This is a genomic window from Ensifer sp. LBL, assembly GCF_050435225.1.
Lineage (GTDB): Bacteria > Pseudomonadota > Alphaproteobacteria > Rhizobiales > Rhizobiaceae > Ensifer.
Window position 1 is genome coordinate 734,702 of record NZ_JBNDJY010000002.1, and the last position, 12,869, is coordinate 747,570.

General features: G+C 63.0%; 10 protein-coding genes. 3 read left to right on the top strand and 7 right to left on the bottom strand.

The annotated features are described in order from the left end of the window. The first annotated feature begins 57 nt into the window (after positions 1-57). Positions 58-1,305 carry a hypothetical protein gene (locus tag OKW20_RS10635; RefSeq protein ID WP_429172044.1) on the top strand — a complete coding sequence of 416 codons (1,248 nt, stop codon included), beginning with the start codon at positions 58-60 and terminating at the stop codon, positions 1,303-1,305. A gap of 25 nt (positions 1,306-1,330) precedes the next feature. Continuing rightward, the gene (locus tag OKW20_RS10640; protein ID WP_429172046.1) at positions 1,331-2,413 is read left to right on the top strand and encodes an SGNH/GDSL hydrolase family protein; all 1,083 of its coding nucleotides are present in this window, start codon (positions 1,331-1,333) and stop codon (positions 2,411-2,413) included. Between the two features lie 43 nt (positions 2,414-2,456). On the opposite strand, the gene OKW20_RS10645 is transcribed toward OKW20_RS10640, so the two are convergent. The 3 genes from OKW20_RS10645 to OKW20_RS10655 form a co-directional block, all read right to left on the bottom strand. After that, positions 2,457-5,441 (bottom strand): autotransporter outer membrane beta-barrel domain-containing protein, encoded by a 2,985-nt coding sequence (locus OKW20_RS10645; protein ID WP_429172048.1) that lies wholly within the window; start codon positions 5,439-5,441, stop codon positions 2,457-2,459. A 186-nt stretch (positions 5,442-5,627) separates the two neighbouring features. Then, a complete protein-coding gene (locus tag OKW20_RS10650; RefSeq protein WP_429172050.1) occupies positions 5,628-7,022 on the bottom strand; it encodes an NAD(P)/FAD-dependent oxidoreductase in 1,395 nt (464 codons plus the stop codon). A gap of 14 nt (positions 7,023-7,036) precedes the next feature. Continuing rightward, positions 7,037-7,414 (bottom strand): cupin domain-containing protein, encoded by a 378-nt coding sequence (locus OKW20_RS10655; RefSeq protein ID WP_052201525.1) that lies wholly within the window; start codon positions 7,412-7,414, stop codon positions 7,037-7,039. A gap of 385 nt (positions 7,415-7,799) precedes the next feature. Here OKW20_RS10655 and OKW20_RS10660 point away from each other — a divergent pair, with 385 nt between their 5' ends. Next, positions 7,800-8,684 carry a helix-turn-helix transcriptional regulator gene (locus OKW20_RS10660; protein WP_052201524.1) on the top strand — a complete coding sequence of 295 codons (885 nt, stop codon included), beginning with the start codon at positions 7,800-7,802 and terminating at the stop codon, positions 8,682-8,684. A gap of 52 nt (positions 8,685-8,736) precedes the next feature. Here OKW20_RS10660 and OKW20_RS10665 read toward each other — a convergent pair whose 3' ends face one another. From OKW20_RS10665 to OKW20_RS10680, 4 genes are read right to left on the bottom strand one after another with little or no spacing between them, the layout of a single operon-like run. Then, positions 8,737-9,534 carry an ABC transporter permease gene (locus tag OKW20_RS10665; protein ID WP_043611081.1) on the bottom strand — a complete coding sequence of 266 codons (798 nt, stop codon included), beginning with the start codon at positions 9,532-9,534 and terminating at the stop codon, positions 8,737-8,739. Between the two features lie 10 nt (positions 9,535-9,544). Beyond that, positions 9,545-10,447 (bottom strand): ABC transporter permease subunit, encoded by a 903-nt coding sequence (locus OKW20_RS10670; RefSeq protein ID WP_052201523.1) that lies wholly within the window; start codon positions 10,445-10,447, stop codon positions 9,545-9,547. Positions 10,448-10,456: 9 nt separating this feature from the next. Continuing rightward, positions 10,457-11,524 carry an ABC transporter ATP-binding protein gene (locus OKW20_RS10675; protein WP_429172054.1) on the bottom strand — a complete coding sequence of 356 codons (1,068 nt, stop codon included), beginning with the start codon at positions 11,522-11,524 and terminating at the stop codon, positions 10,457-10,459. A 29-nt stretch (positions 11,525-11,553) separates the two neighbouring features. Further along, complete coding sequence (locus OKW20_RS10680) at positions 11,554-12,660, bottom strand: extracellular solute-binding protein (RefSeq protein ID WP_429172056.1); 1,107 nt, start codon at positions 12,658-12,660, stop codon at positions 11,554-11,556. Positions 12,661-12,869: the final 209 nt, after the last annotated feature.

Sequence of the window (12,869 nt, forward strand, 5' to 3'; positions counted from 1 at the left end):
TGCGGCAACCATCCGAAATGTTTCAACACAGATCGCACAATCAAGGTGTCAGCTGACATGTCCCGAAAAGCCGAACGTCAGGATGCGCTCAACAACAACAATCCGACGGCGACGCCTGCGGATTTCATCGATCAGAACAAGCCCTCGTCGAGCGGCACCCTGAAGCGTATGCGCCGTTCGCGCAATTTCGGCGGCATCATGGATGGGCTGATCATTCTCGTTTCGGGCCTCGTCGCCATTCTGCTTTGCGAGATGCTGCTGCGTATGGTGCCGAGCCTGCAGCTTCCGGTCGGCGAGGGCGAATATGTCTATTGCGGCGTGCCACGGGCGCGGCATCAGTCGCATGCGCTCTATGGCTATACCGAAATACCGGGCAACAGCTATTTCGAGCGCTTCAGCCCGCTCGACCCCTGGAACCGCGTCCAGATCAACAGCGACGGTTTCCGCGACAATGCGACGGGAACGGGGTCTCCGGTGTTCGTGCTTGGGGATTCCATGGTGCGCGGCTCGCTCGTCAAGGAAAGCGAAACCTTCAGCTCGCTGCTGAACGCATGGCACCCGCAGCTGCTTCTCAAGAACTACGGCACCGGCGGCTACGGCCAGCCGAACGAGATCCGGGTCTACGAGGACAAGGGCCACAGCATCCCTCATAAACTCGTCGTCGTCGGCCTCTCGCTCAGCACCGACCTCGAGGACAATGCCGAGCGCGCGGTGCTGACGCCGTCGTCCGTCGACATCACCGTCGAGCCGGCCGGCAGCGGAACGAAGAAGCCCAGCCTCGCTTTGCAGGCGCATCTGTACCTGTGGCAGAACAGCAAGCTCTACAACTGGTTCTATTCGACGCTGCTCAGACCCTATGTCGGCGACCGGGCGTCGCGCCGCGACATCGGCCAAGCGATCGAGCTGACGCGGCGCCTGTTCGTCCGGCTTGCCGACGACGCCCGCGCCAACGGCGCCGAGCTGCTCGTCGTCATCCTGCCGGGTTGGGCGGAACTGGCTGGCCGCGACGACGGCCTGCAGCCGGAAAAACAACGTGAAATGATCAAGGCGTTCGCCGCTGCGACGCCCGGCGTGTACGTGGTCGATCCGACCGAAAAGCTCTCTGCCAACGATCCGATGAAAACCTACGGCATCGGCGACAAGCACCTTTCTCCGCTCGGACATTTCCTTGTCGCGGAAGCGATCGACCAGTGGCTGGTCAATGATTGGAGCGGCGGCAAGGGGCTGACGGTCGGCGAGCACCCCTTCGTAAAAACCGCTCCGGTGGAGCCTGATTGCCTGAAGTTTTCTCAGGTCGGACAGTAATCGGCGGACCTGAAAGGAAGATCCGATGAATTCCAATGCAACACGTGTCGTTCAAATGGAACAAAACAGCGTCCGGAAGTCCTCCATTCTCAAACGTGCCCTGCTTGCTGTTCTCGCGACCGCTTTCAGCCTGGCGCTCTGCGGTCTCATGATCGAAGGCATGGCGCGCACCGTCTTTGACAACGGCATGGATTTCGACCTCGAGATGTGGAAATACGCCCGCGACCTGAAACGGGTCAGCGCCGAGCCGGCGATCGGCCACGAGCACATTCCCAATTCGAGCGGCGTGTTCATGGGTGTGCCGGTCAGCATCAACTCCGTCGGTCTGCGCAACCGCGAAATCGGCCCGGTGACCGCCGGGACGACACGCGTGATGATGCTCGGGGATTCGCTGACCTTCGGCTGGGGCGTCAAAGAGGAAGACACGCCGTCCAGGTTGCTGGAAGCGGTCCTCAACGGCGGCAGCCAGGGGGCGCCGAAATACGAGGTGATCAACACCGGTGTCGGCAACTACAACACCCAGATGGAAGTTGCCTACTTCATGACCAAGGGTATCGAGCTCAAGCCGGATGTGGTCGTGCTCAACTATTTCATCAACGATGCCGAGCCGACGCCGCGTCGTCACCAGGTCGGCTGGGGCGAATATTCGCAGGCCTATGTCGTGCTCGCCTCGGCGGTCGACAAGATCTCGCGCATCTTCCTCGGGCGGGCGGACTGGAAGGCCTATTACCGGGGCCTCTATGAAGCCGATCAGCCCGGCTGGACGGAAGGGCAGGATGCGATGCGGCGGCTGATCAGCTTCTGCCGCGAGCGCGGCATCAAGCTCGTGATCGTCAACTATCCCGAATTGCACGAAGTCAAGCAGTATCCGTTCCCGGAAGTCACCGGCGCGGTCGAAAAGATCGCCGAAAGCGAGGGCGTTCCCTTCCTCGATCTTCGCCCGTCGGTCGAGGATCTCGTTCCCGAAACGCTGTGGGTGTCGCCGTCGGATGCACACCCGAACCGGATCGCCAACGAACGCTTCGCCGCTGCGATCGCCGGAACGCTGGAACGCTCCTACCCGGACCTCTTTGCCGGAGCCGGGTCGGTGGCCAAGGTCCAGCCGTGAAGCGGCCGAGATCGGTCGTTGCCGGCCTTGGTAGACATGCGATTTAGAAATCGACGATCAGGTTTGCGCGGCCGGCGCTCGACCGCGCGCCGTCGCCGAATTCGCCGAGATAGGTGATTGCCAACCGGGCTGATTTGGAGAGCCGGGCGGAAATGCCCGCTTCCACCACCAGCGCATCGCGCGCGATGGGAACGCCCGCGATGGTAAACGGGCTGCCACCGGCAAAGGCAAGGCGTGCGGACGGTGAAAGGTCGCCTTCCGCATGGCGCCATCCGAGCATGCCGGAGGCGGAAACCGGCATCTGGTCTACCGGCAGATCCGCCCACCAGCGCAGGCCGATGGTCGTGAGCATGGCGTCGTCCGTGGCGCCCTCTGCCGATAGCGCTGCCGAACCACCGTTTTCCTGGAACGCATCCGTATCGAGATAGACATAGGCCAGGTTTGCGAACGGCTGTAGCCTGATGTCGTCTGCACTGAGCGTGAAGGAAAGGTCGGCGAAAACCTGTGCAACGGTGCTGTCGTAATCGGCGGTCAGGTGATCGGCGAACGAGCCGAAGGCGAGGTCGCGCTCCGACGAGACTTCGTTGTGGCTATAGATCGCGCCGCCTGCAAGGTTCAGCGCCCCGATGTTCCCATATCCGTAGAGGCCGGCATGGTAGGCGTCGACGCGCGCCTGTGGTTGAACGGTGAGATGGCTATAGCCGAGGATCCCGCCGAGGCGCCAATCGTCGGAAACCGCCATATCGGCGCCGACGAGAACACCTGCCGTACGGCTATCGATAGCGGCGGCGTTGCCGTCACCGGACAAATGGCCCGTGCCTGCAAAACCCGACGTCCAGAAGATGGCGTCCTCGGTTTCCTGAAGGGTCGAGACGGCGGAGCTCGCGCGCTCCAGAATGGCGTCCCGCGGAAAGCGGCTGTCCCACATCAGCGCGCTCTTGACCGAGGCGTGGACCTCTCCGCTCAGCTGGGAAAAGGCGCTTGCGGCCGTTGCATCGTCCAGCGAGAGCACGGCCAGCGTGAGCGGGTTCGTGACGCCCAACGCTTCGACGGCGCTTGCCGTTGCGCGCCCGTTGGCGGTTTCTGCAAGGTCGGCGAAGGCAACGTCGTTGCGGTCGAGCGTCAGATCGATGCCGGTGGCGCCATAGGTCAGCGTCGGCGACAGGAAGGCAAGATTACTGGTCACCGCGTCGAATCGGCCGCTGACCGTGCCGGCGGAAACGATGGTGTAACTCGTCGACGGGTCATAGACGCCGATGCCTGCGAGGACCGCGAGCCTGCCGCCCTCAAGCGAAAGCGCGCCTGAAACGGCCAGGCGGTCGGATTGCCCCGCCGCATCCACATCCACCTGATAGATCGAGCCCGAACGGAACGTCAGGTCGCCGGTGACGGTGGCAACCGCGATGCCCGGGCCTGGCGAGACCACGCCGCCGGCATTGACCGTCAGGCCGCCGACGATGCCGCTGCCGGACAAGAGACCGCCGTCGAAGATTTGGACCGTCCCGGCGATCGTGCCCTGATTGACGAGCGTGCCGCCGGTGATGCTTGCCGCGCCGCTGACCGTGCCGGTGTTTTGGAACAGGCCGCCGCTGTTTGCGAGCGAGGCGATGGTTCCGTCGTTCGACCCGGTGCCGGCGTTGGAGACGGCCCCGGCTGTCGCGCCGCTGTTGTTGGTGAACGTGCCGTTGGCGCCGATCTCGACGTCTGCGAGCGCTGCATTGTTGACAACGCTGCCGCCGGCAACGGTTGTCTTTCCGGTCACCGTGCCGTTGCCGTTGTTGATGAAGGATCCGCCATCGTTGCGCACGGACGCGATGGTGCCGGCATTCGACAGGGTGCCGGCGTTGGCGACGTTGCCGGCGACGGCGCCGCTATTGTTGACGAAGGCGGCGGCGGCCGCGACGTCGGCGTCGGTGACGACGAAGTTGTTCGTCACGGTGCCGCCTGCAACCGTCGTCTTCCCGGTGATGGTGCCGCCGGCATTGTTGGCGAAGTTTCCGGCCGTGTTGGTCAGTCCGGCGATCGTGCCGGCATTCGATGCGGACCCGCTGTTGGTGACGGCTCCGGCGTTCGCCCCCGAGGTGTTTGTGAAGGTGCCGTTCGTACCGACGGTCACCGTACCGAGTGTCGCATTGTTGGTAACGGCGCCGCCAGAGACCGTCGTCTCGCCGGTTACTTTGCCGCCGAAATTGTTGGTGAAGCTTCCGGCGTCGTTGCGCACCGACGCGATGGTGCCGGCGTTCGAGACCGTGCCGGCGTTGGTAATCGCGCCCGCCGTTGCGCCATTGTTGTTGACGAAGGCTGCGGCGGCCGCGACATCCGCATCGGTGACGACGAAGTTGTTGGTGACGGTTCCGCCCGACACCGTCGTTTTCCCGGTGATGGTGCCGCCGGTGTTGTTGGTGAAATTCCCTTGGGTGTTGGTGAGCGAGCCCATGGTTCCGGCGTTGGAGGCGGTACCGGCATTCACCGTCGCGCCGGCGACGGCGCCGGTGTTGTTCACGAAAGTACCCCCGGCCGAGACGTTGACGTCACCGACCTGGCCGTTGTTGGAGAGCGACGTGGCGCTGCCGACGCTGGCGCTGTCCAGGGTTCCGTTCACCGACACGTTGCCGTTGTTCAGCGTCAGCCGTCCGTTGAGGACCCCGTCGATCGACAGGCTGCCGCCGTTCAGTTCGACATCGGAGGTGAGCGCGCCGCCTGCATTGATGCTGACGCTTCCCGAATTGATCGTGCTGCCGTTGGTGACGGTCAGCGCGCCGGTGTTGGAGATGGTGACATTGCCGCCGTCGACGCCGAGCTGGCGGATCGTGCGGCTGTCGTTGACCTGCGGAGAACCGGCGTTGACCTCCGCTGCGTCGTTAGCACCGGGCAGGGCCGGCGCCCAGTTCGCGCCGTTGCCGAATTCATTGTCGGCTCCCCCGGTCCAAACGGACTGGGCAAGTGCCGGCGTCGAGAAGGCAAGGGAAGCTAGTGCCGTGAAAAGGCCGAGGCGTTTGGAAAGAACCGCGAGCGGTGTTTGTCGCATGGGTGCCGCCGGTGCTACGAACGCTCGCGAATCAGCCAGCGGAATGGGTAGCTTTGGCTATCTAATCATGGTTAACGATTTACTACCACCGCTGCGCCCGGGCCGGATGCGACGCCGCCATCGGCCGGTGACGGAGCCGAAGGTTTCGGCTCCGCTTGCCCGTCGAAAGCGCCGGAAAACACATGCTCAACTGAGCGGGAAGCCCATGGCCGAGACCATCTTCAGCCACGGCCTGCGCCAGCCGCCGGACTTGTCGGCGGTGTCGAGCGCATACATGGTGATCTGTGCGCCGAGCCAGCGGAACGGCTCGGGCGGGATCGTGTTCGGAAGGCTGGTGGCGAAATCCAGCCGGCTCTCCGGGGTCTTCGAGCCGTCGAGAATGTCGAGCGCGATGCGTGCGCCGAAACGCGAGGCCGAAACGCCGAAGCCGGAATAGCCGCCGGCGTAGACGACCTTCTCGTCATGGTAGCGCTGGAAGTGCACGGCCATGCGGGTGCTGAGATCGATCGGACCGCTCCAGGCATGGGTGAAGCGCAGGCCTTCGAGCTGCGGGAAGGTATCGAAGAAGGCGGCGGCGAGCGGCTCATAGGTATCGAGCTCCCGGTCGACCGATGGAAACGGATCGCCGGCAAAGGCATAGGCGAGGCGCCCGCCGAAGATGATGCGGTTGTCTTTGGTGAGCCGCATGTAGTTCATCTGGGTGCGCGTGTCGTAGACGCCCTGGCGATGGCTCCAGCCGATGGATGCCATCTGGTCTGCCGACAGGGGATCCGTCGCAAGCACCCGGTCGCGCACGGCGACGACCCTGTTTTTGATCTTCCTGTGGCCCGAGGCAAAGGCATTGGTGGCGAGCAGCACTTTCGGCGCGGTTACGCTGCCCGAAGGCGTGTGCGCCTTCATCCGGTCCCCGAGGTCTTCGAGACCGGTCAGTTCGGTGTTTTCGAACATCCGGACACCGAGCGTGAGCGCGACCCGCTTCAGCCCGAAGGCGAGCAGGGCAGGGTGGACCGTGCCGCAGATATGCTTCGACCAGACGCCGGCCTTGTAGCGCGGTGAATTGATTTCGGCGCGGACGGCGCTCTGATCGAGGAAGGCTGCCTGATGACCGTATTTGAGGTGAAGTTCGTGCTCCTCGTGCAGCGCCTCGATATGAGCATCGTCGACCGCGACGGTCAACTCCCCGCCCCACTCGGCATGACAGTCGATCGCATGCTCCTCAAGCGTCGCAAGGAAGCCGTGCATGTTCTCCTGGCCGAGCTTCTCGAGCGCCGCGATGTCCTTCGGGAAAATGCGCACGGCGTTCGAAAGCCCGTGCATGACGGAGGTAGAAACCACGCCGCCCGGCCGGCCCGAAGCGCCGTTGGCGACCGAGCCTTTCTCGATCAGCACAACCTCGATCTCGGGCTGGCGCTGCTTTGCCTGGATGGCGCCCCACAATCCGGTAAAACCGCCGCCGACGACGAGCAGGTCGGCTTTCAGATGTCGCGACAGGCGCTCTCGCGGCTCAGGCGCATCTGGCCGGTCGAGCCAGAAGGGCGTCATCGTCACATCTGCAAGAGCTTTGCTTCTCACCTTGGTCATGGGGACGCCTCACATCACTTCGCTGCAGGGGCGGTGTAGAGGACGTAGACCTTGCGCATCGTTTCGATCACCTCGAAACGAACCTCGACACCGGCCGGCAGGATGTAGCTTTCGCCGGCTGAAAAGGTCTCGACCGATCCGTCCGGGTTGGTGATCGCAACCTTGCCCGAGAGGATGACGCTGTATTCGTTGCCATCGGGATAGGAGAGCATTTCTGCGTAGGGCGTCGACTGCCATGTGCCGATGACGACGGCCTTGTCGGGGCTTTCGAAATGCACGTCGCCGAGTTCGTCCGCAAAGCCCGAGAGGATCGCCTCCGGCGGCACGACGCTGCATTTTTCGAGCGCGTTGAGGCCGACACCATCGCGCCCGAGTTTGATGACCTTCGACATGTTCACTCCAGTTCAGAAAGACGAGCGCCAAGTCGATCGGCCACGCGCCAGGGTTTCGTTGCTTCATTCTTCTGCGGAACGACCAGATGGCCGAGAGCAATATGCCGTCTCGGCAGTCCCGTGCCGCCTTGCTGGCCGCGGATCTACTGTGCGGCTTGCATCATTTTTCTAGGCGCCGGGATCGCAGCTCGGAATACGCCAAAGGGCTAGGTTCGGGCCTCGGCACGCTGTCTGTCCCGCGCCGCAAGGCCCCGCACCGCCGGGTGTCCGCCACTTAGGACGTTGTTTTGGTTCGCTAAAAGATAGTTTTGGAAATCCCGTAGTGAAAATCCGTTACTTGCGACCGACCGAACCTTCACCTAGTCTGTGCTTGGAGGAGAACAACATGAACGATAATACGATCATCAAAGTCTGCGCGCCGACGCAGCGGGTGTCTGGCGTGGGCGATCTGGCGCTGTCGCTGATGGAGGGGGTGGGCCGCTCGGATTTCCAGGACCGGCTGACACATTCGCTCAAGCGGCACATCGCGATCGATGCCGGCCTGATGCTCCTCTATCGACGCGACGCCGCCCCGAAGATCCTTTACAACGACTGGCGCACGGACAGGGGGCTGTCGGATATCCGTGCCTATCTGCAGGGGCCGTACCGGATGGACCCGTTCTACCGGCTGGCGCTCGACAACGGCGATGACGGGCTTTACCGCCTGCGGCAGATCGATCCGTCCTTCGACCGGTCGCAGTATTATCGCGACTACTACCGGCATTCGGGCCTGCACGACGAATTCAACGTCTTCATCGGTATCGATGCCGACACGAAGATCGCAATCTCTCTGGCGCGGCGCCATGCGCATGCGGCTTTCAGTGGCGAAGACCAGGATTTCCTGCAGAGTGCCGCCCCGCTCATCAGCATGGCCGTGCTTCGGCACTATCGCGATCTGAGGCCCGAAAGTCTGGGCGACGACGGCTCGCCGCTGCAAAGCGCGCTGGCGCAGGCGGTCAGGAACTTTGGTCGCAGCCTGCTGACCGACCGCGAGTGCCAGGTGGCGCAGATGATCCTTCGCGGCTACTCGGTCAAGGGGGCCGCCGAAAAGCTCGGCATCTCGCCGGCAACCGTCAAGCTGCATCGCCGCAACCTCTACGCCAAGCTCGACATCACGTCGCAGACGGCGCTGTTCTCGCTGTTCATCGACGCCGTGTCTTCGGCGAGCAACGCGTTTGAGGATCCGCTGGCCACCTATCTTTCGCCGGGTGTCGCGCTGAGGCCGCACTGACCCTCGCATTGCGTCGGCAATTCCGGAGAAGACCCTCTTCCCCGGAGATACCTCAAGTAGCGGCGCTTACCCGTTGTTCGGAGCGCCGCGAGACGAGTTGGGCTGCCACCAATCCCAGCACGACTATGCCGAGGATGATCGTCGAGATCGCGTTGATCTCCGGCGTCACGCCGAACTTGATCTGCGAATAGATCTTCATCGGCAGGGTCGAGGCGCCCGGCCCGGTGGTGAAGCTCGATATCACCAGGTCGTCCAGCGACAAGGTGAAGGACAAAAGCCAGGCGGAGACGAGCGCCGGGATCATGTTCGGTAAGGCGACGCTGACGAAGGCTTTCGCCGGTGGGCAACCGAGGTCACGGGCGGCCTCTTCGAGCGACGGGTCGAGTTCGACCAGCCGCGATTGCAAGACGACGGTCGCAAAGCAGAGCGTGAAGGTCGTATGCGCCAGCGTGATCGTCAGCGGCCCGCGGTCGATCCCGAGCGTCACGAACATCAGAAGCATCGAGACGGCCATCACCACCTCGGGCATCACCATCGGCGCAAGCAGCATGCCGTTGAGGAGTGCCCGCCCACGGAAGCGACGCAGCCGCACCATGACGACGGCGGCAAGCGTGCCGAGAAGGGTGGCGGCGGTGGCAGAGATCGCGGCGACCAGGAAGCTGACCTTTGCGCCCTCGATGATCGAGGGATTGTTGAGAACGGTCGCATACCATTGGGTGGAGAAACCGCCCCAGACCGTTACGAGCTTCGAACCGTTGAAGCTGTAGACGACAAGAACGACGATCGGCAGATACAGGAAGGCGAGGCCGAACAGGATCGACAGCCGATTGAACCAGCTTGGTTTGGTCATCGCTTGCTCCTCAGCCTTGTTCGCGCGATTGGCGCGATTGGAAATAGACGATCGGCACGACCAGCAGGGCGAGCAGCACGATCGTCACGGCAGCCGCCATCGGCCAGTCGCGGTTGTTGAAGAATTCCAGCCAGATGGCGCGGCCGATCATCTGCGTGTCGGCACCGCCGAGCAAATCCGGGATCACGAATTCGCCGACGACGGGGATGAAGACCAGCGCGCAGCCGGCGAGCACGCCGGGCAGGCTCAAGGGGAAGGTGACCCGCCAGAAGGCGGAAATGCGTGAGCAGCCGAGATCGCGCGCCGCCTCGATCAGGGTGCGGTCGGCGCTGCTCAAGGTCGAATAGATCGGCAGCACCATAAAGGGCAGGTAGGTGTAGACGATGCCGATATAGATCGCCGTCTCGGTGTTGAGGATGCGCAGCGGCTCGCTGATGAGGCCGATCTTCAACAACAGCATGTTCAACAGGCCGTCGTTCCTGAGGATGCTCATCCAGGAATAGACGCGGATCAGCATCGAGCTCCAGAACGGCACGATTACCAGGAAAACCAGCAGCGATCTGGAGGAGGGCGAGCAGGAGGCGATGCCATAGGCGAGCGGATAAGCGATGAACAGCATGGCGGCCGTCGAAATCGCCGCGATCTTCAGGCTCGTTAGATAGGCGAGCAGATAGGTGTCGTCGGTGAGAACGTAGAGGAAGTTCTCGAAGTTGAGCCTGAGATTGAGGATCGATCCGTCCCAGGCGGTCAGCGGCTCGAAGGGCGGCATGCCGAGCCGCACGGTCGAGAGGCTGATGCCGGCGACCAGTGCGAAGGGTGCCAGGAACAACACGAGAAGCCAGGCATAGGGAATGGCGATCAGCAGGCGCTTGCCCCAGTTCGCCTTTGCGGGCGATGCCGAAACGGAAGTCATGGTGCTCTCCTATTCGGCCAGCAGCCGGCTTGCCTGCGGCGGCCAGCTTGCAAACACCTGATCGCCGACCGCGAGATCGCTCTCAGTGCCAAGGTTGACCCGACGCGCGTCGAGTGTCGCGCCTGACTTCAGCCGCAGGCGATAGTGCCGCTCGACGCCCGTGTAGGTGAGCTGCTCCACGGTGCCTTCAAGGCCGCTGCCCGAAGTCGCAAGTTCCACCCGTTCGGGTCGGACCGAAACCCAGAACGGCCGGTCGAGCGCCACCCGGTCGGTGAAGGCGGCGCGGACGCCGCCGCCGGCCTCATCGCTGTCGATCCGCAATTCATCGCCGCTCCGCTCCGTGCGTCCACCGGCAAAGACATTGGTTTCGCCAAGGAACTTCGCGACGTAGCGCGACCGCGGCGCCTCATAGACTTCGGAAGGTGAGCCGACCTGTAGCACCTGTCCCTGCTTCATGATGGCGATGCGGGTGGAGACGGTCATCGCCTCGTGCTGGTCGTGGGTGACGATGATGAAGGTGAGACCGAGCTCGCGCTGCAGGCGCACGAGTTCGAGCTGGGTTTCCGTGCGCAGGTTCTTGTCGAGCGCGCCCAAGGGTTCGTCGAGCAGCAGCACCTTTGGCCGCTTGACCAGCGCGCGGGCAAGCGCCACGCGCTGGCGCTGGCCGCCGGAAAGCTGCACCGGCTTGCGATCGAGAAGTGCCGTCAGTTGCAGCTTTTCAGCCACCTCGTCGATCCGCTTCCGGATTTCGCTCTTGTCGAGCCCGTCCTGTTGCAATCCGAATGCGATGTTCTTGCCAACGGTCAGATGCGGAAACAGCGCATAGGACTGGAACATCATGTTGGTCGGGCGCTTGTGCGCCGGCACGTCGGTGACATCGGCCCCTTCCAGCCTGATCGCGCCCGAGGTCGGCGTCTCGAAGCCGGCGATCATCCTGAGCAGCGTCGATTTTCCGCAGCCCGAGGGCCCGAGAAGCGAGAAGAACTCGCCCTTCTCGATGCCCAAGTTGATGTTGTTGACGGCCGTGACGACGCCATAGGACTTCGCCAGGTTCTCGATCGAAATATAGGATGGCACGGGATCTGGTCCTGCTGTTGACGGTTCGCCTATTGGCCGGCCCGGAATGCGGACCAGACGCGGGTGCGCTCGCGCGTCTGGCGCGGTGGCAGCGACTTGTCGACGAAGAGCTTGGAGCGGACTTCGGCAGGCGGATAGATGTTCGGGTTGTCGCGGATGCCGGCGTCGACCTCTGCCGTCGCCGCCGCATTGGCGTTGGCGTAGAAGACATGGTTGCTGATCGCGGCGACCGTCTTCGGCTCAAGAATATAGTCGATGAAGGCGAGCGCCTGTTGAGGATCCGGCGCGTCGGCCGGGATCGCCATCGTGTCGAAGGAGATGATCGTGCCTTCCTTCGGGATCGAATAGTCGACCGCAACGCCGGTCTCCGCCTCTTCGGCGCGGGCAGCGGCAATGCCGGCGTCGCCACTCCACATCAGCGCCAGGCACAGTTGGCCCGATGCCATATCGGCGACGAGCTGGCCGCTCTGCATATGGCGGATGTAGGGACGAAGCTTGAGCAAGAGCTCCTTCGCCTTGTCGAGGTCATCCGGCTTGGTCGAATAGGGATCAAGGCCGAGATAGTTGAGCGCGATCGGGATCACCTCGTTCGGCGCGTCGACGATGCCGATGCCGCAGTCCTGGAATTTTGCCGCGACCTCGGGCTTGAAGAATATGTCGAGGCTGTTGGTGGGCGCATCGGGCAGGCGCTCGGCGACGAGCTTGGCGTTATAGGCGACCCCCGTCGTCAGCCACATATAGGGCACGAGGTATTTGTTCTCGGGGTCGTGCTCGGCGACAAGCTTGAGGAGGTCCTTGTCGAGATTGCCGTAATTCTTCAGGCTTGCAGGATCGATCGGCTTCAGCGCGCCGGACTGGATGAGACGCTCGCCGACCGTGGCACTCGGGAAGGCGACATCGAAGCCGCTGCCGCCAGCAAGCATCCGGGTCTCGAGCACTTCGAGGGAATCGTAAAAGTCGACCCGCGTTTCGACGCCGGTCTTCGCCTGGAAGTTCGAAACGGTGTCTTCGGCGAAGTAGTCGGAGAAATTGTAGATGAACAGCTTGTCCTGCGCGTGGGCCGCCGTTGAGGCCGCAAGGGCGACGAGCGACGCCGCAAACATGGAGCGCAGGGCGGTGCGGGTTAAGTTTTGCATGGTTCCTCCCAAGGACACGGTATTTTTGTTTTCGCCAAAGTGATTGGCGGGTCCTTGGAGGGCAACACTCCCTTTGGCTAGGTGCGGGAGACGTGGCGGCGGCGTAAACGGCAATCGACGCCTGCCTTCGCTGCATCGGGCATGTTTGTTTGACCGCGATCGAAGTAACGTTCGATCGAAGGGCATTTCTCCGGTGCCAATGGCTGCTA